The following is a 20278-nucleotide window of genomic DNA, read 5'->3' as shown; positions in this document are numbered from 1 at the left end:
ATGGACGGCTCTGACGCGCCCTTGCCCCGCTCCGCCGTGCCCCCGTTCGAGGCGCCCCGGTTCGACGTGCCCGGGCAGGTGGCCCTGGTGACCGGGGCCGCGCGGGGGCTCGGGCGCGCGATCGCTCTCACCCTCGCACACGCGGGCGCCGACGTCGCGCTCGGGCTGCGCGACGCGGGCGCCGACGCGGGTCTCGCCGCCGAGGTCGCCGCGCTCGGCCGGCGGGTGCTGCCGCTGCAGATGGACGTCACCGACGTCGGCCAGGTCCGCGCCGCCGTCGACGCGACCGTCGCGCACTTCGGCCGCCTCGACATCCTCGTCAACAACGCCGGCATCGCCCCGGAGAACCTCGCCGAGGACGTCGTCGAGGACGACTTCGACCGCACCCTCGCCGTCAACCTCAAGGGCACCTTCTTCGCCAGCCAGGCCGCCGGCCGCGTCATGATCGGGCAGGGTCACGGCCGCATCGTCAACATCGGCTCCCAGGCCGGCGCCGTCGCCCTGCCCGGCGAGGCCGTCTACTGCATGACGAAGGCCGCGATCGCGCACCTGACCCGCTGCCTGGCCGTCGAGTGGGGCGGGCACGGCATCACGGTCAACGCGGTCGCCCCGACGTTCATCCACACCCCCGGCACCGAGGAGTACCTCGCCGACCCCGCCCACCGCCGCGACGTCGTCGAGCGGATCGCCGCCCTGCACCGCATCGGCGAACCCGTCGAGGTGGCCGGCGCCGTGCTGTTCCTCGTCTCGCCCGCCGCGTCCCTCATCACCGGCGAGACCCTCCTCATCGACGGCGGCTGGACCGCCCGCTGAGCCCCTGACCCCACCGCCCCGCGGGTCAGTCGCGCAGGGTCAGTCGCGCAGGGCCAGCTCCGTGGTGCCCAGCAGGCGGCGGAGGCGGGTCAGGGCGCGGGCGCTCTGGGCCTTCACCGTGCCGGTGGGGATGCCGAGGAGGTCGGCGACCGTGTCGACGCTCTGGTCCTCCCAGTACCGCAGCACCAGGATCGCGCGGTCGCGGGCGGGGATGTGGGCCATCGCCTCCAGCAGCGTCAGCCGGAGCTCGGGCTGGTCCGGGCGGGCCTCCGGCTCGGCGATGCGCGGCACGACCAGCTCGCGGCTGCTGCTGCGGCGCTGGTGGTCCAGGAAGACACGGAGGAGGACCTTCCGCGCGTACGCGTCGGGGGCGTCCCGCCGTTGGATGCGCCGCCAGTGCACGAACAGCTTCGCCAGCGTCGTCTGCGTGAAGTCCTGCGCCAGATGCCAGTCGTGGCAGAGCAGGTACGCGGTGCGCCGCAACCTCGGCGCCGCCGCCCGCGCGTAGTCGACGAAGTCCGCCTCCGCGTCCGTCATGCCACCGCCTCCGCTGCGCTCCGGCGCCGGCCTGACCCACTCCCGCGATGCCGATTCGCGGCTCCTCCGCTGCGCTCCGGCCCGCTCATGTGAGCTCCGGCAGCGTCGGGTGCCGGGCGGCGCCGGCGTCCACGAGGGAGCGGGGGATCATGACGCCCCAGCGGGGGTCGGCGGCGACCGCCTCGGCCTGCACGGCGGTGAGCACCTGCGGCGCCTCCGCGTTGGTGGTGCCGTCCCAGGCGAGGCACGCGGCGATGTTGACCTGCACGACGACCCGGTCCGGGCGGTGCAGCACGACGACGGTGCGCTGCACGCAGTTGTCGGGCAGGTACGCGACGGTCACCTCGGCGCCGTCGGGCCGGCGGAACGGGCCGGTGACCGCACCCTGGCTCAACTTCGCGCGTTCGTCCGCGCCGAGCGGGCCGTTGGTGTCCCGGCCGACCGCCACGCGCAGCATGCCCGGGCCCCGGCCGGTGTCGAGGTACACCTGGACCATCAGACCGCCGTCGGCGGAGCCGGCGTAGCCGCTGGTCACGCCCTCCGGCAGGAGCGACTCCAGCAGCACCAGCAGGCCCGCCGGAGTGGCCGGGACCAGCGGGCCGGCGAGCGCGGGGGCACCGACCTGCGCGGCCCCCGGACGCAGCACGGCCCACCCGCTCACCAGGCCGGTCGTCACCAGCAGGGCCAGCAGCGCGGCCGCCCCGTGCCGCAGCCGCCGGGTCACCCGCAGCCGCCGCCCCTGCAGGATCGACGCCGCGACCAGGTCGCCGATGGGCGGCTCCGGCCCCGCCGACAGCTCGTCGGCCAGCCGCGACCGCAGCTCCAGCTCCACCGGCGCCTCCCCACCTGCCCGTCCACCCTTCCCGACGGGCCGGGCCGAGCTTCCGGTTCAGTGGCGTGCGTCACAGGTTGGTCGGGCGTGGGGATGGGCACCGGCAGACGCGGCTCAGGACAGGCCGAGTTGCAGCGCCAGCCGCTCGTCGGGGTCGTCGAGCCGGTCGCCGTACGCCGCGCGGAGCTTGCGCAGCCGGTACCGGACGGTCTGCGGATGGGTGTGCAACGCCTCGGCGGTCGCAATGACCTGCCCCTGGCAGCGCAGCCACTGCAGGAGCGTCTCCGCGAGCACCTCCCGTGACGCCGGGGTCGCGTCCGCGAGCGGGGCGAGGGCGCGGGCGGCGAGCCGGTCGGCGACGCCGGGCTCCCACGCGCGCAGCAGCGTCACCAGGTGCTCGTCGCAGGCGACGACACCGTCGGGGAGCGTGCCCGCCTGCTGCAGCTGCAGCGCCCGCCGCGACAGCCGGTGCGACGTCCGCGCCCGCCGCAACTCCACCTCCGGCCCGACCGCCGACCGCCGCCCGGTGAGCCCGCGGACGGTCCTGCCGGGCAGCACGACGCTGGTCGCGCCGTCGATGACGGTGGCGATCGCGTTGCCGCCGACCGCGCGGGCGACGTGCTCGGCGTCGGTGCCCTCGACGCTGACGACGGTCACCGTCGCCGGCAGCGGCCAGCGGGCCGCCTCCGCGGCGGCGTGCAGTGCGGCGTCGCCGGGCGGGTCCGGCTGCACCAGCAGGGTGATCAGGCGGCGCCGGACGAGCGCCCAGTCGAGCGCGGCGTCCTGCTGCTCGTCGAGGTACCCCTCGGCGGCGGCACCGGCGAGCACGTCGACGTAACCGAACAGGGCGTGTGCCACGGCGGACAGGTCGGCGCGGTCGAGCGCCTCGCCGTCGTCGCCGGGATCGCTGACGGCGGACCAGATCGCCCGGCCGCCGACGGTCAGCACCGAGCGCAGCGCGTCGATGCGGTGGCCTTCCCGGTACTCCGTCCGGCCGAGCTCGTGGAACACCGCACGGGTGCGGGTCAGGTCGCCGCCGGCGACGAACGTGTCGACGAACGCGTCCACGGCCGTCTCGACGCCCATGGTGAGCCCGCGCCCCTGCCCGCCGGACAGCGACCGGCCCTGGGCGAGCATCGCCGCGCTGACCGTCGCCAGGGTCCGGTCGTGCAGCCGCTCGCGCAGGCCGCGGAGCCGCTCGCGGACGGCGGCGCTGAGATCGACCGTACACCTCCCGAAATTGTCACCGGGGTGACAAAACGATGCCGAGATTCTGCTCCCGGCGCCACGATTCTCGCACGCCGATGCCTAGTCTGAGGGCGTGGATGCAGATGTGATCGTGGTCGGCGCGGGGCTCGCGGGGCTGGTCGCCGCGGCCGAGGTCGCCGACGCGGGCAAGCGGGTGATCCTGCTGGAGCAGGAGCCGCCGCAGAGCCTCGGCGGGCAGGCGTGGTGGTCGTTCGGCGGGCTGTTCCTGGTCGACACGCCGGAGCAGCGCCGCATGGGGATCAAGGACTCCGCCGACCTCGCGTGGCAGGACTGGCTCGGCAGCGCCGCGTTCGACCGGGACGAGGACCTGTGGCCGCGCCGCTGGGCGGAGGCCTACGTCCAGTTCGCCGCCGGCGAGAAGCGCTCCTGGCTGCGGGCGATGGGGCACCGCGTGTTTCCCGTCGTCGGCTGGGCCGAGCGCGGCGGCGGCCCCGCCGACGGCCACGGCAACTCCGTGCCCCGCTTCCACATCACCTGGGGCACCGGGCCCGGCGTCGTCGAGCCCTTCGCCCGCCGGGCCCAGGCCAGCCCCCTGGTCGAGATCCGCTTCCGGCACCGCGTCGACGCCCTGCTGAAGACCGGCGGCACCGTCACCGGGGTCAGCGGCGCCGTCCTGGCCGACAGCTCCGTGGCGCGCGGGCAGACGAGCTCCCGCGAGGTCACCGGCGAGTTCTCGCTGTCGGCCCAGGCCGTCATCGTCACCTCGGGCGGCATCGGCGGCGACCACGACCTCGTCCGCAAGGCATGGCCGGCCCGGCTCGGCACGCCTCCGAAGCGCATGGTCGCCGGCGTCCCCGCGCACGTCGACGGCCGGATGCTCGGCATCACCGAGGCCGCCGGCGGGCAGATCATCAACCCCGACCGGATGTGGCACTACACCGAGGGCCTGCAGAACTGGGACCCCGTCTGGCCCAACCACGGCATCCGCATCCTGCCGGGCCCGTCGTCGCTGTGGCTCGACGCCACCGGCAAGCGCCTGCCGGCCCCGTGCTACCCCGGCTTCGACACCCTCGGCACCCTCAAGCACCTCATGGCGACGGGGCACGACTACAGCTGGTTCGTCCTGACCCAGAAGATCATCGAGAAGGAGTTCGCGCTGTCCGGGTCCGAGCAGAACCCGGACCTCACCAACCGCAGCGTCCGGCAGGTGCTGCAGCGGGTCCGCCCCGGCGCGCCCGCCCCCGTGGAGGCCTTCAAGCAGAAGGGCGCCGACTTCGTGGTGGCGCCCACGGTGGAGGAGCTCGTCGCCGGCATGAACACCCTGGCCGGCTCCTCCCTGCTCTCCGCCCCCGCCGTGAAGGCCGTCATCGAGGCCCGCGACCGCCAGCTCACGAACCCGTTCGCCAAGGACGCGCAGATCACCGCGATCCGCGGCGCCAGGGCCTACCGCGGCGACAAGCTCATCCGCGTCGCGACCCCGCACCGCCTCCTCGACCCGAAGGCCGGCCCGCTCATCGCCGTCCGCCTCAACATCCTGACCCGTAAGACCCTCGGCGGCCTGCACACCGACCTCTCCGCCCGGGTCCTGCAGCCCGACGGTTCGCCTTTGCCGGGTGTGTACGCCGCGGGCGAGGCAGCCGGCTTCGGGGGCGGCGGCATGCACGGCTACAACTCGCTCGAGGGCACGTTCCTCGGCGGCTGCCTGTTCTCCGGCCGCGTGGCCGGCCGGGCCGCGGCCGCCGCGATCGCCTGACCCCGGCGACCCACGGGCCCATCTGGCGGTGGTCGTTCGGCGGTAGCCGTCTGGCGGTGGCCGTTCGGCGGCGGTCGTCTGGCCGCGGTGGTCGGCTGGCGGTAGCCGTCTGGCGGTGGCCGTTCGGCGGCGGTCGGCTGGCGGCGGTTGTCTGGCGGTGGCCGGTGGTCTGTGGCGTGCCGTCCCGCTGCCCGGTGGCGGGGGCGGGACCTCAGACCAGCGGTGGCAGGGCGCGCGGTGGGGCGAGGGTGGCCGCGAACAGGTCGCCGCGCTCGGCGACGCGGTCCGCGACCGTGCGGACCGTGAACGCCGCCGGGGCCAGCGCCGGGTCGTCGAGCTCGTCCCAGCCGATCGGCGCCGACACCGGCGCACCCGGCGCGGCGAGCGGGCTGTACGGCGCGACCGCCGCCGGCCCGCCCGCCACGCCGTGATGCTGGAAGCCGGGCGCCACCGCCGCGATGGAGCGCGCGAGCGACTCGACCCAGGCGGTGGCGTCGCCGGCCGCCGGCACCCAGAGCTCGATGCCGGGCCCGACCTTCACGCCGGCGGAGACCTTCAGGTGCTCGAACGCCGTCCGGTACAGGCGGGCGAGCGCGACCTGATCCGCCCACGCGTTGCCGGCCCCCAGGTCGATCACGGCCAGGCCCGTCGTGTCGACGTGCCATTCGAGGGCGCCCGCGGCGGCCGCCCACACCACCGCGGCCGGCTCGTCCGCGTTCAAGGCGGTCAGCCACGGCGGCGCGTGCCGCGGCGGCCGGCGCTGCCAGGTCGCGCGGCCGCCGGCACCGTCCGGGTAGCGGCGCAGGGCGAGCGTCCGGCCGGCGAGGTGGGGGAGCAGTGCCGGTGCCGTCCGGGTGACGTACCGCAGCAGCTCCCGCCTCGTGACCGGCGCCTCCCCGGCCCGTGAGGGTGGGAACAGGACCGTGCCCGGATCGCCGACGCGCACCGCGCGCCCGAACACGTGCCAGTCGTCGCCGTCGCGCAGCCCGTCGAGCGCCCGCAGCTCCGACTCGCTCGCCCGCAGCGCCCGGGCGCCGGTGTGCGGGTCCCACAGCCGGTCGGGGTCGGCGAGCACCTCCTCGCTCGTGCGTCCACTGAGGACGGAGCGCGGATGGTCCTCCGGGTCCCAGCCGTCGACCGCGTGCTCGTCGCGCTTGTGCAGCAGCAGCCAGTCGTCCTTGCCGTTCTGCTGCCGTCCCGTCCGGATGAGGACGAACGCCCCGCGCAGCTTCTCGCCGTGCAGCCGCGCGTGCAGCTGGCCGGCGGCCACCGCGGCGGCGGGGTCCGGGTCCTTGTACGGCTCCCACGTCCCGGCGTCCCACACGATGACGTCGCCGCCACCGTACCCACCGGCGGGGATGACCCCTTCGAAGTCGACGTAGTCCATCGGGTGGTCCTCGACGTGGAACGCGGCCCGCCGCACCTTCGGGTCGAGCGTCGGCCCCTTCGGCACCGCCCAGCTGGCGAGCGCCCCGTCGATCTCCAGCCGGAAGTCGTAGTGCAGCCGCGTCGCGCGGTGCCGCTGCACCACGAACCGCCGCTCGCCCGCCATGGCTCCAGTCAAGCACGGGGTCGGATACAGTGCCTGGTGGCGCAGTCCGCGCGCCGTACCCTCGACCGGTGGCCCACGCCCGCCGGCCGCGCGGGGGAGGAGATGGTCCGTTGCCATCGCGGTCTTGTTGAGGCCCGGTCCCGCACGACGGTCGCCGACTTCGCCGCGTGGGCACGCGGAAGCGGCCCGACCGTCGGTGAGGCAGCCGCGATGACCGACCACAAGCATCTCAAGCGACTCGTCCGTGAGCGCAGCACACGCACCGGGGAGTCCTACACCACCGCCCGCAGGCACGTCGTCGCCGCCCGCGCCACTGCCCGCCCCCCGCAACATCAGCCCAGCGACCTCGTCCGCCGCCTCCTGCACGCCGCCGGCACCGACCTCAGCGAGCCGATGATCTGCGGCCTCGGCGGCGGCATCGGCTCCATGACCGCCGTCTTCGACTACCGTGGCATGCCCCCGATGCTCACCGTCGTCGCCCAGCACCACCCCGCCCCCTGGACCCCCACGGTGCTGACCCGCCTCGGCGTCCCGTTCACCGAGTCGCACAGCACCACCCCGGCGGCCCCTCAAGGCGCTGCGGCTCTCCCTTGCCGCCGGGCGTCCGGTGTACTGCACCGTGACCGCGAGCCGGTTGCCATGGCGTACCGTCGCCGTCCCCATCGACGCGGACCCCCACGGCATCCTCGTCCTGGACGAACACCCCGGCGGTTTCACCGTCCACGACGACGCCCCGCACCAGCTGCCCGTGGACGCCTTCATGGAGGCCTGGTCCGCCCACCGCAAGGGCCGTCACCACCGCCTCGTCGTCACCGGCACCCCCACCGTCCCCCTGCCCACCGCGATTCCCGCCGCCCTCGCCGAAACCGCCACCCACCTCACCGTCCCCGTCCTCGGCAACGCCTTCGACACCAACTTCGGCTTCTCCGGCATGACCCGTCTGGCGTCCCAGCTCCGCGACACCCGCACGAAGACCGGCTTCCCCCGCCGGTTCGCCACACCCGCCGCATTCACGTTCGCGCTCCGGCGGCTCCACGAGTGCCTGGAGGAGCAGTACACCGCCCCCGCCGCCACCCGCCCGCTCTACGCCGAGTTCCTCGACGAGGCCGCCACCCTGACCGGCAATCCCCACCTCACCGAAGCGGCGTCGACCTTCCGCTCCGCCGCCACCATCTGGTCAGCGATCTCCACCACCGCCCGCCACCCCACCACCACCGACCCCACCACCGTCTTCACCACCCTGGCCGACCTCCTGGACCAGGCCCGCACCATCGAGGAGTCCGCGATCCCTCTCCTCCTCCACCCACCCACCTGACCACAACGCTCCGGCATTGATCCAAGGACGGATCTGGCCATCACCACGACCGGATCCGTCCTTGGATCTTCCGACAGCCACCACACCGCCGGTCAACTCATCCCCGCCGCCCCACGTTTGCCAATCGGGCGGTGCAGGACGGGAAGCTGGCGGATGGTGTTCCCGTGCGGAGGGGCCCGTCAGAAGCTGGGTGCATCCGGTCAGGCGGGGCCGGGAGATCGAGCGGAACTGCTGGTCGCCGAGCTGGCAGAACTGTTCGGACCGGCCGCGCGGCCTGGGATGGCTCTCTGGCGGGCCCGGCTGGAGCCCCGGTCGTTGGAGCGCCGCTGGGGAGCGTCGGCCATGGAGGGCCGGCGGTCGCAGTGACGGCCTGTGGAGCGACACGGGTGTTGCCCAGCTGGGGACGCGAGGTCGGGTTCCAGCAGCTACTTCGCGCGGCTGGGTGGGCCAGCCGGAGCGTCGCGTCCGCTGGCGTGGTGTAGGAGAGCCGGTGTGTAGGGCGGCGAAGGCGGTTGCTGGCCCACCTGGCGTGGCGCGCTGGGTGGTGGCAACCAGAGCCGTGCGGCTGTTCGGCCGGCTGGCGAGGCCGGTTGCCCAGCTGGCGAGGCGCGGCGAGTTCGGGATCCAGCGGCTGCCCTCGTGTGGCTGGGTGGCCAGCCGTTTGGACTGTCGATCGAAGCGCCCGTGGTTGGAGTGTTGGCCGCTGGAGAATCGGCGGGTCGGGGTGCTGGCGGTCAGCGCCGCGCGCCCGGTTGGCCGATGGCAGGTCCGGTTGCCGAGATGGCGGGAGGAGGGCCAGCGTTGCAGGACGGCCTGGTCGACTGAAGGCGGGTGGTGGCCCGGTTGGCGAGGCGAGTTCGGGGTTCAGCAGCTGCTTCTGTGCGGCTGGGCGGCGAGCCGGCGGGACTGGTGGGTAAGGCGGTGTCGGTCCCGCGGGTGTTTGCTGGCCGGGTGGCCGTGGCGTGCTGGGTGCTGGCGGTCAGGTTCGCGCGGCTGGTTGGTCGGCTGGCGGGGCCGTTGAAGCGGCGGCCGGGTGGAGGGCCGGCGGGTCGAGGGCCACAGGGTGGGGTGCTGGCGGGTGGAGTGTGGGTGGGTGAGGGCCGGGCGGGCGGCTGCTGGCCAAGGTCGTGGCGTGGTGGTGAGAGCCGGTCGGCCGGTTGGTTGGCCGGGTGGCGAGGCAGCCGGGTGGAGGGTTGGCGGGGGAAGGGTCGGTGGGTGGGGCAGAGCGGGTGGTTGCTGGTCCGGGTGGCGTGGCGGTGTTGGGTGCTGGTGGTCAGGTCCGTGCGGTTGGCTGGCTGGTGGGCGTCGGAGCGATGGCCGGTGGAGGGCCGGCGGGTCGAGGGCCAGCGGATGGGTGCTGGCGGGCGGAGTGTGGGTGGGTGAGGGCCGGGCGGGCGGCTGCTGGCCAAGGTCGTGGCGTGGTGGTGAGAGCCGGTTGGCCGGTTGGCGAGACAGCCGGGTGGCGAGACAGTCGGGTAGAGGGTCGGCGGGTGGAGGGTCGGTGGGTGGGGCAGAGCGGGCGGTTGCTGGTCCGGTGGCGCGGCGGTGCTGGGTGCTGGTGGTTAGAGCCGCCCGGCTGGTTGGCCGGCTGGTGGGGCTGGTTGGAGGGACGGTGGGTGGAGGGCCGGCGGTTGTGGGGACGGCCGGTGGAGGGCTGGCGAGTGGAGGGCTGGGGCGTAAGGCGGTACGGCTGGCTGCCCCGGCGGCGGGGTGGGGTGAGGGGAGGGTAGGGCGGGATGGCCGGGCGGTGGCTCCGGGGTGCGGATCAGCTTCCTGGCGGTGAGGACGCCGATGGTGAGGGTGAGGATGACGGCGCCGGGGAGGAGGGACATGCCGTCGGCGGCCCAGCTGCTGCCGGCGACGGTGAACAGGACGTTGGCGGCGAACATCGACAGCAGCAGGGACGCGGCGACGAGCAGGAAGCTCAGCACGGGGCTGGTCAGGACGAGGACGGTCCAGAGGGTTGGTCTGGCCCAGCCGCCGGCGGGGCGGCGGGTGCGCATGACGGCGATGACCGTGAGCAGCATCGGGGCGGACAGGAGCAGGCCGGTGATCGTGATGTCGCTCGGCACGCCGGCGCCGGTGGTGAGGCCCAGGGCGCCGAGGAGCAGCACCGGGGTGGCGGTCACGGCGGCGGACCAGGCCGGGTGCAGGGGGACGGGGCGGGCCGCGGCGGCGGACCGGGCGGCGACGAGGGCGAGGCCCGCGGCCACGAGCGCGGTCGTGACGGACAGGCCGGTGGGCAGGAACGGGTGGTTGACCGCCGGGGTGCCCTGGCCCAACATGATCGGCCCGCAGCAGGCGGCGATGACCGCCGTCCAGGCGAGGCGGCGGCGGGCGGCCAGGCCGTCCCTGCCGAGGGTGGGGCCGGCGACGGCCCAGGCGACGGTGGCGGTGATCGCGCCCGCGGTCAGGGCGGTGCGCAGGGTGGGGGACTCGGTCCGGGCGAGGACGCCGTCGGTGACCAGCAGCGCGACGGTCTGCGTGGCGGCGGCGAGCGGGCCGGCCCGGCGGTCCGCGGTGGCGAGCAGCAGGCCGAGGGCGGCGAGGGTCACGCCGCCCCAGCGGAGCTCGGCCACCCACATGTACAGCTCGCCGTCGCCGCCCGGCATCGGAGCCGTCTCGCCGACCCTGGGCATGGCGGGGGTCAGGACGGTCAGCGTGTAGGCCCACGAGAACAGGCCCACGAGGAGCGCCACCACGCCGGCCGTGACGGTGGACGGGCGCAGGCGCATCGGGGCGGCGGCGGGCACCGGGACCGGCGCCGGCCTCGGCGGGCGGGGGTGGGCCGCGCCCACACCGTAGCCGAGGGCGACGCCGGTGAGGATGAGCAGGTGCACCGGGTATGCGCTGGTGGCGTTGAACAGGCTGATGGCCTCGGGGGACTGGTGCCACGAGTCGGCGCCGCCGCCCAGGACGGCGCCGGAGACGAGGTCGGGCGCCCAGGCGAAGGCGGCCGACAGCTCAGCGCCGGAGGCGGAGATCGCCGGCAGGACGGCGGCGGTCACCGCCAGCTCCACGACCAGCGGCGTCGCCACGAGGGCGAGCAGCGCGGCGACCGGCCACCAGCGGCGGCGTGTGGACGTGAGCCGGGCGACCGCCGCCGCCAGCGCCGCGGTGAGCGCCGTCCAGACCGGCGCGCCGATGACCAGGCAGACGGCGAACGTCTCGCCGGCGACGCCGATCGAGCTCTGGGTGCCCACGACGAGCACCGCGAACGCCAGCGCCAGGGGCAGCGGCGCCGCGGCGGCGGAGCCGGCCCGGCCGAGGCCGGGCAGGCCCAGCGGCATGCGGCGGCCGAGCCACCACGCGACGATGGTGAGGACGAGCAGCGCGGGCACCGACGTCAGCGCGGTGATCGCGGCGCCCGAGGGCCAGCCGATCTTCACGCCGGCCAGGCCGAGGAGCCATTCGTCGACGGCGCGGAGGACGCCGGCGGCGGGGCCGATCGCGATCAGGCCGAAGAACACCAGAACGGCGAACGGCTGCAGGGCGCGACCCGCCGCCGGCAGGGCGTCGCGCCAGCCGCGGGGCACCCCGTCCTCGTCGTCGACGGGTGCGGCGGCGGCGAGGCTGAACGCGAACCGCAGCTGCCCGAACGCCCGCCGCCCGGCACCGGCGCCGGGCTCGGTGCGCAGCGCGTGCAGCTCGGCGGACCACTCCTGCAGCTGCACCTCACGGACCGAGGCGGGCCACCGCCGGGCCGCCAGCCGCAGCAGGGCCTCGGCGAGGCGGTCGAGCGCGGTCATGCCAGCCCCTCGGTGGTCCGGGGCGCGACGACGGGCGCCAGCTGGGCATAGAGCTCCGCCACCGCGGTCCGGGCGGCGACGACGCCGTCGGGGGTCAGCCGGTAGTAGCGGCGGGCGGGGCGACCGGCGGCCACCGGGTCGATGTCCTCCCAATGCGCGTCGACCCAGCCGGCCCGCTGCAGGCGCAGCAGGATCGGATACAGCGTGCCGCTCGGATGGCCGGTCGCCCGCATCAGATCCAGGCCATATCGATCCACGGCGGGATCGGCGAGGAAGGCGGACACCACCTTCGCCACCGCCGCGGTCATTCGAACATCCGACGCCATGCATCGACTCTACATAGCCCTCAGCCGCTTTTCTACATAGCCCCCTGAGCGGCCGGAGCAAATCAGTACATGAGCGAAAAATCGGAACAATAGGCCCTAGGCTCGACAGCGTGAAGCGCAGAGCACTGCTGGTGGCCGGTGGGGTCTTCGCCGGCTCATTCCTGGGTGAAAGGGCGGCCCGGGCGGTCGTGCAGTGGCCGATGTTCGAGTGGGAGAAGCAGCGCGGGTTCTTCCCGCCCGGCGTCGGCGTCATGGTGCCCCCGCCGCTGGCCGTCTACGGCGACGGCGAGGCCTACGCGGACGCGGCGGCGCACCGGTACCTGCCGGCCGGGGAGGCGGAGGCGCTGCGGACCCACGCGGCCCAGGTCCTCGGCAAGCGGGCGGACCTGCGCCGCCGGCCCGGTTTCGAACCGCCGGAGGACGCCCCGTCGGAGCGGGTGCGGGTCCGGACCGCCGATGGGCACTACCTGACCGCGCATCTCGACGGGTGGGGCGACGGCGATCCGCGGCATGCGTTTCCTGTCGCGCTGCACGAGTTGTACGACCACGTGCAGGTCCTCCGGCGACGGGTGCGCGCGGACGGGACGCCGTGGGCCGCCGACGCGCTGCTCCTGGTCGCCGTGCATCTCGACGCCGACCCCGGCGGTTCCGAGCCGTGGCCCGCGAGCGTGCCGGTGCCCGACGTGCGGCACGACCGGCCATACCACGAGACGAAACTGGCGGGCGCGAAGGCCAGAAAGGTCCGCCGCGACCTGCCGAGGTCCGATGAAGATGCAGGGGTGTGGCCGTCCTACCGGACCCCGGCGGGCACGTTCATCGCGGCGAACTGGCGCTACAGCCTCCCGCACGAGTGGTGAGTCAGAAGCGAGCCTGCCGCACGAGTGGTGAGTCAGAAGCGCAGGTCGGACAGGAACTTGAAGCCGTTCCGGGCGGTGGTCAGCGCGTCCGCCGGCGTGCGCGGCGGCGTCCCGGCGTCGTCGCGCTCCACGATGTACTCCACCAGACCGGCCTCACGGGCATGCTCGAAGATCCGGCCGAAGTCGATGAGGCCAGCGCCCGGATCGGTGAACGCCGCCGCCGTGTCCATGTCCTTCACGTGCACCTGCCGGATCCGGCCGCGGTGCCGCTGGACGAGGTCGACCGGGTCGGCGGCGCCCCGCCACGCCCAGAAGAGGTCGACCTCCAGGTGGACGAGGCCGGGATCGGTCTCGGCGGTGAGGATGTCGTACCCGGTGCGGGACCCCCCGTCCTGGCGGACGAACTCCAGCTGGTGGTTGTGATACCCGAAGTCGAGGCCGGCCCGCCTGGCCAGGGCGCCCGCGCGGTTGAGGTCGCGGGCCAGCGCGTGATACTTCGCGCCGTCGCGGATCGGCTGGCCGGTGGCGGGGTCGATGCCGAAGAACGGGTGGACGATGAAGCGGTTGCCGACGACGTTGGCGTCGTCGAGGGCCCGCTGCCACGCGGTCGCGTCCCACGGCTGCGGGATGGCGACGTGCCCCGAGGTGGCCTTCAGGCCGGCGGCGTCCAGGGCGGCGCGGAACTGGGCGGCGGTCCGGCCGACGAACCCGGCGTGCTCGACCCGGGTGTACCCGATGGCGCGCAGCTCGGCGAGGCTCGCGGCGAGGTCCAGGCCGAGCTGGTCGCGCAGCGTGTAGAGCTGCACGCTGATCCGGTCGAGCGGCACCCGCGACTGGCGGTGCGCGGGCGCGGCGCTCGCGGCCGGGGTCCCCAACAGCGAGGCGCCACCGAGAGCGGCCGCGCCGAGGAGACCGCGCCGGCTGACAGAGGAGCTGGGCATGCTGCACTTCCCTCCGAGATGTCAGGAACTTCCGTTCATCCCGACATTTCTATAGTTCGATGCAGCGTTTGTCACGGCTCAGGCCGGCGTCGTCTCACCCCGCAGGTCACGCTGCCGGGGCAGCTCCGTGTCGTCGCCGCGCAGCCAGCTCAGCGCGGCGTCCCGGTCGGGCAGCACGACGAACAGGTGCAGCAGGCACAGGGTGTGCATCATCCGGCGCATGAACGGCGCGATCCCCACCAGGCACGTGTGGCCGCCGGCCTGCGCGGCCCGGTGCCGGGCGGCGACGAGCAGCCCCAGCACCGACGAGTCGAGGGTGGTGACCCGGCTCAGGTCGAGCACCAGGTGCCCGGGCCGGTAGCCGGCGGGCGACAGCGCGTCGCGCAGCGCCGGCCCGACCTCGATGTCCAGGTCGCCGCTGAGTGACACCACCAGTGCCTCGTCGACCACCGCCGCGCTCACCCGGGCGTCGGTGACGACCACGGGGGCGGGCGCCGCCTCGACGACCGCCTCCGAAGGCGGTGCGTCGCCGGCGAGCCAGCCGACCGGGTCGGCGTCCGCGGACGCGAGCGGCACCCGGGAGCAGCGCCCGCAGCTGTGCGGGCCGGTCGCGAGCCGCGCGCCGGTCCAGCCGTGCCGGCGGAACAGGCTCCAGACGAGATCCCAGTTGTGCATCGTCGCGCCCAGCCCGGTGACGCTCTGGCCACAGGCGTCGCAGATCAACGTGAAGTCGGTGCCGTCAGGTGTCGTCGCCGCGGTCACGGTCGCCGCTCCTCTCAAGAGGCCGCTCTGGTCTCCGTCATCATGTCGTGTCCGTCGTCCTCGGGGACCATTCGTAACACGTGATTTACGTGCGCGATTTGCAACGTTCTCCTGACGCGGGGTGACGGGGCGCGCAAGGTGAGTCTGCCACCCGAGGTCCAGACCTGCCGGTGGACGTCCAGCAGCATGCCGATCGCGGTCGCGTCGATGAACGGGCAGCCGGACAGGTCGAGGACGAGCTGCTCGGGGCGCATGGTCAGCGCGTCCTCGAGCAGCGCCCGGACCCGTGGCTCCGAGGCGGCGTCGAGCTCCTCGGTGACGACGATCTCGACCAAGGGGGTGCCGGTATGCATGGTACGAGCCTCCGCCGCGCATGTGGCGGGAGTTCCGCGGAAGTATGACAGTTCGATGACAACGCATCCGACCTGGCATGATGCAGTGGTGTCGGGCGTACTGGTCATCGAAGACGACGATCGGATCCGGTTGTCGCTGATGCTGGCGCTGGAGGACGAGGGCTACTCGGTGCGGGGCGTGTCCACCGCCGAGGACGGCCTCGTCGCGCAGCGGGCCGAGCCCGCGGACACCGTCCTGGTCGACCTGATGCTGCCCGGCGTCGACGGCTTCGAGTGCATCCGCCAGCTGCGCCGCGACGACGACGTGCCGATCGTGGTGGTCAGCGCCCGCGACGACACCCACGACATCGTGGCCGCGCTCGAGGCCGGCGCCGACGACTACCTGGTGAAGCCGGTCGCGGTGAAGGAGCTGTCGGCCCGGCTGCGCGCCCTGCGCCGCCGCGGCCGGGCGGTGCTGGCCACCGTGTCGACGCTCGTCTTCGGCGACCTGGAGATCCTGCCCGAGGCGGGCGAGGTGCGGGTCGCGGGCGAGCCGGTCGCGTTGACACGGACCGAGTTCCGGCTGCTGTGCGAGCTCGCCGAGCACCCCGGCCTGGTCCTGTCCCGCCAGCAGCTGCTGCAGCGGGTGTGGGAGTACGACGTCGGCGACGAACGCCTCGTCGACGTGCACGTCGGCCGGCTGCGGCAGAAGATCGAGGACGACTCCCGGGCGCCCCGGCGCCTGGTGACGGTCCGCGGCATGGGCTACAAGCTGCAGCGATGAGGCGGGCCGGGCTGCGCACACGGGTCATCGCGGGGTTCGCCGCGGGGGCCCTGGCGCTGTCCGCGTCGATGGCGTTCATCTCGTACGAGCTGACCCGCAGCGCCCTGCTCGCCGGGCGGGAACGGGCCACGGTCCGGGCCACCGCGTACGACGCGAGGATCATCACCGCGAGCCTCCGCGACGACGACCCCGACGTCGTGGACATCCTCAGGTCGCTGGACACCGGCGGCAACCGGCGCACCCTGCTGCGCCGCGACGACGGCTGGTACACGCGCAACAATGACCCGGGCGCCGCCGACGCCGTCCCGGCGGGGCTGCAACGGCTCGTCGAGGAGGGCGGCCAGGGCGCCCAGTGGGTCCGCGTCGACGGGGTCCCGGCGCTGGTCATCGGGGTGTCGCTGTCGCCGACGACGGCGCTGTACGAGATCGACTACCTGCGCGAGCTCGACCAGACGCTGCGGACCCTCGCCTGGGTGCTCGGGCTCGTCGCGGCCGCGGTCGCGGCGGCCGGCGCGGGCCTGGGCTGGTACGCGACCCGGTACGTGCTGCGCCCGCTGCGCTCGGTCGCCGACGCCGCCCAGGGCATCACCGACGGCGACCTGAGCGCCCGCCTCGACCCGGCCGCCGAGCCGGACCTGGCGCGGCTGACGACGTCGTTCAACGGCATGGTCGACCAGCTGGCCCGCCGGCACGAGCGGGACCGCCGGTTCGCCGCCGACGTCAGCCACGAGCTGCGCTCGCCGTTGCAGACCCTCGCGGCGTCGGCGAGCGTCCTGCACCGGCGGCGGGAGCACCTCGACGAGCGGACCGCGCTCGCCGCCGGCCTCGTCGTCGAGGAGATCGAACGGTTCCAGTCGCTCGTCGACGACCTGCTCGAGCTGGCCCGCAGCGACCAGCCGGCGCAGCGTGCCCCGGTCGACCCGCACGCCCTGGCCCGGCGGGTGGCCGAGGCGCAGGGCCTGCCGGCGGACCTGGTGGAGCCGCCCGGCGACGACGACGCGCCGCAGTGGCTGGTCGACCGGCGCCGCCTCGAGCAGATCCTGGCCAACCTGCTGGACAACGCGGTCCGGCACGGCGGCGGCCCGGTCGCCGTCCGGCTCACCTGCGTCGCCGGGGCCGGCCGGGTCGAGGTCGACGACGAGGGCCCCGGCGTCCGCCCCGCCGACCGCGAGGTGATCTTCGACCGGTTCGTCCGCGGCCGGTCGGCGGGCGCCCGCGGCGGCGGCGACGGCACCGGCCTGGGCCTCTCGCTGGTCGCGCAGCACGCGAGCGCGCACGGCGGGCGGGTCGAGGTGCTCGACCGTCCGGGCGGCGGTGCGCGCTTCCGGGTGGATCTGCCGGGTGTCGTACGGTGAGACGCCGCGCGCTTCTCGTCGTCGCCGCCGCCCTGCTCGCGCTCTCGGCGCAGGCCTGCGGGGTCCCCGACGAGCACGCGCCACGGCCGATCGAGCCGTCGCTGGTGATCCCCAACCCGTCGCAGAAGGCGCCGGGCAACTCGGCGGGCAACTCCGTGGGGGCCGTCGTCGAGCGGCTCTACCTGGTCCGCGACGACCAGCTCGTGGCGGTGGAGCGGCGGGTCGCCTCGACCAGCGACGTGGCCGCGCTGCTCGCCGACCTGGCCGCCGGCCCGACCGACGCCGAGCACGCCGCCGGGCTGACCAGCGCGCTCACCGGCACGGACCTCATCGCGGGGGTGCGGCTGGTCGCCGGGACCGCGGAGGTGACGTTCCGTCGGCAGGCGGGTGGCCGTACCGACGACATCCTCGCGATCGGACAGATCGTGTGCACCCTCGACGCCCGCACCGACGTGGACACGGTCCGCTTCCTGCAGGACGGTCAGGTGCTGAAGGTGCCCGGCGCCGACGGCGCGCTCACGGACCGGCCGCTGACCGTCGCCGACTACCACACGCTGATCACCGACCGGTGAGGCGGCCGATCACCAGGTAGTAGCGGTCGATGCCGTGGATGAGCTTCGCCAGCTGCGCGAAGTCGACGGGCTTGCGGAAGAAGTGCTCGCTGGGGACGCCGAAGTCGCGCAGCATCTGCTCCTCCGCGGGCGAGCCGGTGAGCACCACGACGGTCAGGTCGGCGAGGCGGGGGTTGCCGAGGATCCGGTCGAGCACGACCCGGCCGTCGACACCGGGGAGGTTGAGGTCGAGCAGGACGATGTCGGGCGTCGCGGCGTCCACGTGCGCGCCGCGGTGCTCGAGGAAGTCGATCGCCTCGAGGCCGTCGCCGATCACGGTGACCTCGTTGCTGAGCCGGTGTTCGCGGAACTCGTCGAGCGTGAACGCGACGTCGCCGGCGTCGTCCTCGACGATGAGGATGCGGGCCAGCTCCGGCGTGCCGTCGCCGTTCATTTGCCTCCTTCTAGAATGTTGCCGTACTGCAACCATCAACGCACACGATAGTGCACCCGGAACGACGTATCCACCATGCAACGATGTCCGGATGACCACCCCGGGGGGAAACGAGGCGTTGGTTCGTGCGTTGCTGGCGGTCAGCCGTTGCATGGTTGCACTGGCGGATCGGAATCTGGCGGCGATGGACTCGGACGTGACGCTGGCCCAGTACCGCACGCTGGTGGAGCTGGCGACCGGCGGCCCGCAGCGCAGCGCGGACCTGGCCAGGGAGCTGGACGTGGCGCCGTCGACCTTGACGCGCATGTGCGACCGGCTGGAGCGCAAGCACCTCGTGCGGCGCTTCCACCGCGTCGACGACCGCCGCTCGACGTGGCTGGCGCTGACGCCCGCCGGGCGCGACCTGGTCGGGGTGGTGATGCGGGAGCGGCTGCGGGAGCTGTCGGCGATCGTCCAGGACGCCAAGGTCGACGCGTCGCAGGAGAGCGTGGACCTGCTGGACCGCATCGTCGAGGCGTCCGGTGAGCTGCCGGACGCGCTGTGGTGGCAGCGGTGGGAGACCTCCGCCGACCCCGTCGACAGCGTGACGCTGCCGTGACCGCCGAGCCCGTGCTGCCGTCCGTCACGCTGACCACGCCGCGCCTGGTGCTGCGCCCGTTCGTGCCCGGCGACGCGCAGGACGTCCACGCCGTCTGGCACGACGCCCGGTTCGTCGACGCGTCGCCGCTCGGTTACGCGTACGCCGGCGCGGGTCTCGACACGGCGCTGGCCTGGTGCACGAGCGGCATCGAGGAGCGCCGCCGCGCCGGCAAGGGCATCGGCTTCGCCGTGGCGCCCCGCGAGGGCGGGCGGCTGGTCGGGCACGTGTCGCTGTTCAGCGCCGACTGGACGGCGATGTCGGCGGAGATGCACTACTGGACGGCGCCGTGGGCGCGCGGGCGGGGCGTCGCCGCCGAGGCGGCCGCGGCGGTGGCCCGGTGGGCGCTGACGGAGCAGGGCTTCCACCGCATCGCGCTGCAGGCGGCACCGGCGAACGCCGCGTCCCGGCACGTCGCGGAGCGGGCCGGCTTCCGGGTCGAGGGCGTGCTGCGCAACGTCGCCGTCTCCCGCTCCGGCCGGCACGACCTGGTCATGTACAGCATGATCCCGTCGGACCTGTCAGCCGCCGGCTGACGCCTCGTCTCCGCGGCGGCGCTTCGTCTCCGCGGCGGCGCTTCGTCTCTGCGGCGGCGCTTCGTCTCCGTGGCGGCGCCTCGTCTCCCAGTGGCGCCTCGTCTTCCGATGGCGCTTCGTCTCCCGGCGGCGTCTCGGCTTACGGCGGTGCTCAGTCTCGCGGGAGTGCCTCGCCGAGCATCCGTCTGGCGATCGCGGCGAAGGCGGGGTTGCGGTCGCGGTAGTACGGCAGGGCGACCAGGCCCATGCACAGCACCCAGCCGCGCGCCCGCTCCCACATCGCGTCGTCGGCGCCGACCGCGTCGCGGAACGTGTCGCGGTGCTCGGCGGTCAGCAGCGTCCAGGCGGGCATGACGTCGCAGGCCGGGTCGCCGACGCCGGCGCAGCCGAAGTCGATGACCGCGCTGACCCGGCCGCCGGCGGCGAGGACATTGCCGGCGTGCAGGTCGCCGTGGCTCCACGTCGGCGGGCCGTCCCACGGGGCCGCGGCCAGGGCCTTCTCCCAGGCGGCGATGGCGGCGTCCGGGTCGAGCTCGCCGTCCAGCTGGGCGATCGCGTCGCGTACCGACGCATCGTTGCGGGCGAGGGAGCCGCCGCGATACCCGTCGGGGGCGCCGTCCGGGTCGACGGCACGCAGTGCGCTGACGAACGCGGCGAGGTCGAGCGCGTCGCGCCGCTCGGTGAACGCCTCGACCGTGTCGCCGGGCAGCCACCTGCCGACCGTCCACGGGAACGGGAATCCGAGCGCGGGCCGGCCGGTCGCCAGGGGCTCGGGGATCGGGAGCGGCAGCCGGGGCGCGAGCCGGGGCAGCCAGTGCGCGTCGCGCTCGACCTGGGCGGCGCCGCTCGCCTGCCGGGGCAGGCGGACGGCGAGCTCGTCGCCGAGGCGGTACATCGCGTTGTCGGTGCCGGGCCTGGGCACCACCGCCACCGGCAGGTCCGTCCACTGTGGAAACTGGTCGGCGACGAGCCGCCGCACCAGG

General features: G+C 74.5%; 20 protein-coding genes. 9 read left to right on the top strand and 11 right to left on the bottom strand.

Annotation, left to right across the window (positions count from 1 at the left end; genetic code table 11):
- Positions 1-813, top strand: coding sequence for a 3-oxoacyl-ACP reductase family protein (locus AB0I21_RS17330; RefSeq protein ID WP_360562152.1), 813 nt, complete (start codon positions 1-3; stop codon positions 811-813).
- Between the two features lie 39 nt (positions 814-852).
- On the opposite strand, the gene AB0I21_RS17325 is transcribed toward AB0I21_RS17330, so the two are convergent.
- The 3 genes from AB0I21_RS17325 to AB0I21_RS17315 all read right to left on the bottom strand — a co-directional run bounded on the left by AB0I21_RS17325 (position 853) and on the right by AB0I21_RS17315 (position 3319).
- A complete protein-coding gene (locus AB0I21_RS17325) occupies positions 853-1350 on the bottom strand; it encodes a SigE family RNA polymerase sigma factor (protein ID WP_360562151.1) in 498 nt (165 codons plus the stop codon).
- A gap of 85 nt (positions 1351-1435) precedes the next feature.
- Complete coding sequence (locus tag AB0I21_RS17320; RefSeq protein ID WP_360562150.1) at positions 1436-2182, bottom strand: hypothetical protein; 747 nt, start codon at positions 2180-2182, stop codon at positions 1436-1438.
- 114 nt (positions 2183-2296) lie between these two features.
- Complete coding sequence (locus AB0I21_RS17315) at positions 2297-3319, bottom strand: helix-turn-helix domain-containing protein (protein WP_360562148.1); 1023 nt, start codon at positions 3317-3319, stop codon at positions 2297-2299.
- Between the two features lie 184 nt (positions 3320-3503).
- Here AB0I21_RS17315 and AB0I21_RS17310 point away from each other — a divergent pair, with 184 nt between their 5' ends.
- Positions 3504-5144 (top strand): FAD-binding dehydrogenase, encoded by a 1641-nt coding sequence (locus tag AB0I21_RS17310; RefSeq protein ID WP_360562146.1) that lies wholly within the window; start codon positions 3504-3506, stop codon positions 5142-5144.
- Between the two features lie 211 nt (positions 5145-5355).
- On the opposite strand, the gene AB0I21_RS17305 is transcribed toward AB0I21_RS17310, so the two are convergent.
- Complete coding sequence (locus AB0I21_RS17305; RefSeq protein ID WP_360562144.1) at positions 5356-6696, bottom strand: DNA polymerase ligase N-terminal domain-containing protein; 1341 nt, start codon at positions 6694-6696, stop codon at positions 5356-5358.
- Positions 6697-7330: 634 nt separating this feature from the next.
- Between AB0I21_RS17305 and AB0I21_RS17300 the strand changes: the two genes are divergently transcribed.
- On the top strand, positions 7331-8011 hold the full coding sequence (locus tag AB0I21_RS17300; protein ID WP_360562142.1) for a DUF4872 domain-containing protein: 681 nt from the start codon (positions 7331-7333) through the stop codon (positions 8009-8011).
- Positions 8012-9573: 1562 nt separating this feature from the next.
- On the opposite strand, the gene AB0I21_RS17295 is transcribed toward AB0I21_RS17300, so the two are convergent.
- Complete coding sequence (locus tag AB0I21_RS17295) at positions 9574-11760, bottom strand: hypothetical protein (protein WP_360562140.1); 2187 nt, start codon at positions 11758-11760, stop codon at positions 9574-9576.
- The gene (locus tag AB0I21_RS17290; RefSeq protein ID WP_360562138.1) at positions 11757-12086 is read right to left on the bottom strand and encodes a PadR family transcriptional regulator; all 330 of its coding nucleotides are present in this window, start codon (positions 12084-12086) and stop codon (positions 11757-11759) included. The genes AB0I21_RS17295 and AB0I21_RS17290 overlap by 4 nt, the downstream gene beginning before the upstream one ends.
- Before the next feature lie 110 nt (positions 12087-12196).
- On the opposite strand from AB0I21_RS17290, the gene AB0I21_RS17285 reads away from it, so the two are divergent.
- On the top strand, positions 12197-12943 hold the full coding sequence (locus tag AB0I21_RS17285; RefSeq protein WP_360562136.1) for a hypothetical protein: 747 nt from the start codon (positions 12197-12199) through the stop codon (positions 12941-12943).
- 32 nt (positions 12944-12975) lie between these two features.
- On the opposite strand, the gene AB0I21_RS17280 is transcribed toward AB0I21_RS17285, so the two are convergent.
- The 3 genes from AB0I21_RS17280 to AB0I21_RS17270 form a co-directional block, all read right to left on the bottom strand.
- Positions 12976-13884 (bottom strand): sugar phosphate isomerase/epimerase, encoded by a 909-nt coding sequence (locus tag AB0I21_RS17280; protein ID WP_360562134.1) that lies wholly within the window; start codon positions 13882-13884, stop codon positions 12976-12978.
- 78 nt (positions 13885-13962) lie between these two features.
- Positions 13963-14646, bottom strand: coding sequence for an STAS domain-containing protein (locus AB0I21_RS17275; protein ID WP_344504259.1), 684 nt, complete (start codon positions 14644-14646; stop codon positions 13963-13965).
- Between the two features lie 14 nt (positions 14647-14660).
- On the bottom strand, positions 14661-14999 hold the full coding sequence (locus AB0I21_RS17270; protein WP_360562132.1) for an STAS domain-containing protein: 339 nt from the start codon (positions 14997-14999) through the stop codon (positions 14661-14663).
- 88 nt (positions 15000-15087) lie between these two features.
- Between AB0I21_RS17270 and AB0I21_RS17265 the strand changes: the two genes are divergently transcribed.
- Genes AB0I21_RS17265 through AB0I21_RS17255 form a run of 3 tightly spaced genes read left to right on the top strand, consistent with a single transcriptional unit; the run spans position 15088 to position 17689 of the window.
- Positions 15088-15762 (top strand): response regulator transcription factor, encoded by a 675-nt coding sequence (locus AB0I21_RS17265; protein WP_360562130.1) that lies wholly within the window; start codon positions 15088-15090, stop codon positions 15760-15762.
- Entirely contained in the window at positions 15759-17117 is a 1359-nt protein-coding gene (locus AB0I21_RS17260; RefSeq protein WP_360562128.1) for a HAMP domain-containing sensor histidine kinase, read from the top strand. Before AB0I21_RS17265 ends, AB0I21_RS17260 begins: the two co-directional genes overlap by 4 nt.
- Positions 17114-17689, top strand: coding sequence for a GerMN domain-containing protein (locus tag AB0I21_RS17255; protein ID WP_360562126.1), 576 nt, complete (start codon positions 17114-17116; stop codon positions 17687-17689). Before AB0I21_RS17260 ends, AB0I21_RS17255 begins: the two co-directional genes overlap by 4 nt.
- Here the strand turns inward: AB0I21_RS17255 and AB0I21_RS17250 are convergent.
- Positions 17676-18122, bottom strand: coding sequence for a response regulator (locus tag AB0I21_RS17250; RefSeq protein ID WP_344504264.1), 447 nt, complete (start codon positions 18120-18122; stop codon positions 17676-17678). The two genes, AB0I21_RS17255 and AB0I21_RS17250, sit on opposite strands and share 14 nt — an antisense overlap.
- A gap of 184 nt (positions 18123-18306) precedes the next feature.
- On the opposite strand from AB0I21_RS17250, the gene AB0I21_RS17245 reads away from it, so the two are divergent.
- Positions 18307-18720, top strand: coding sequence for a MarR family transcriptional regulator (locus AB0I21_RS17245; RefSeq protein WP_360562123.1), 414 nt, complete (start codon positions 18307-18309; stop codon positions 18718-18720).
- Complete coding sequence (locus tag AB0I21_RS17240; protein ID WP_360562121.1) at positions 18717-19295, top strand: GNAT family protein; 579 nt, start codon at positions 18717-18719, stop codon at positions 19293-19295. The genes AB0I21_RS17245 and AB0I21_RS17240 overlap by 4 nt, the downstream gene beginning before the upstream one ends.
- A gap of 151 nt (positions 19296-19446) precedes the next feature.
- On the opposite strand, the gene AB0I21_RS17235 is transcribed toward AB0I21_RS17240, so the two are convergent.
- Positions 19447-20274, bottom strand: a complete 828-nt coding sequence (locus AB0I21_RS17235) for an aminoglycoside phosphotransferase family protein (RefSeq protein ID WP_360562119.1) — start codon at positions 20272-20274, stop codon at positions 19447-19449.
- Positions 20275-20278: the final 4 nt, after the last annotated feature.

The sequence above is a fragment of the Dactylosporangium sp. NPDC050588 genome (assembly GCF_040654975.1).
In the GTDB taxonomy this organism is placed as follows: Bacteria; Actinomycetota; Actinomycetes; order Mycobacteriales; family Micromonosporaceae; genus Dactylosporangium; species Dactylosporangium maewongense.
Note: the sequence above shows the minus strand (reverse complement) of the source record. Positions and strands in the feature narration are given on the sequence as shown.

Excerpts from the sequence above, each read along its gene's own strand:
- AB0I21_RS17325 (WP_360562151.1), bottom strand. The coding sequence starts at position 1,350 with ATGACGGACGCGGAGGCGGACTTCGTCGACTACGCGCGGGCGGCGGCG.
- AB0I21_RS17290 (WP_360562138.1), bottom strand. The coding sequence starts at position 12,086 with ATGGCGTCGGATGTTCGAATGACCGCGGCGGTGGCGAAGGTGGTGTCC.
- AB0I21_RS17315 (WP_360562148.1), bottom strand. The coding sequence starts at position 3,319 with ATGCTCGCCCAGGGCCGGTCGCTGTCCGGCGGGCAGGGGCGCGGGCTC.
- AB0I21_RS17250 (WP_344504264.1), bottom strand. The coding sequence starts at position 18,122 with ATGAACGGCGACGGCACGCCGGAGCTGGCCCGCATCCTCATCGTCGAG.
- AB0I21_RS17280 (WP_360562134.1), bottom strand. The coding sequence starts at position 13,884 with ATGCCCAGCTCCTCTGTCAGCCGGCGCGGTCTCCTCGGCGCGGCCGCT.
- AB0I21_RS17295 (WP_360562140.1), bottom strand. The coding sequence starts at position 11,760 with ATGACCGCGCTCGACCGCCTCGCCGAGGCCCTGCTGCGGCTGGCGGCC.
- AB0I21_RS17260 (WP_360562128.1), top strand. The coding sequence starts at position 15,759 with ATGAGGCGGGCCGGGCTGCGCACACGGGTCATCGCGGGGTTCGCCGCG.
- AB0I21_RS17330 (WP_360562152.1), top strand. The coding sequence starts at position 1 with ATGGACGGCTCTGACGCGCCCTTGCCCCGCTCCGCCGTGCCCCCGTTC.
- AB0I21_RS17305 (WP_360562144.1), bottom strand. The coding sequence starts at position 6,696 with ATGGCGGGCGAGCGGCGGTTCGTGGTGCAGCGGCACCGCGCGACGCGG.
- AB0I21_RS17245 (WP_360562123.1), top strand. The coding sequence starts at position 18,307 with ATGGACTCGGACGTGACGCTGGCCCAGTACCGCACGCTGGTGGAGCTG.
- AB0I21_RS17270 (WP_360562132.1), bottom strand. The coding sequence starts at position 14,999 with ATGCATACCGGCACCCCCTTGGTCGAGATCGTCGTCACCGAGGAGCTC.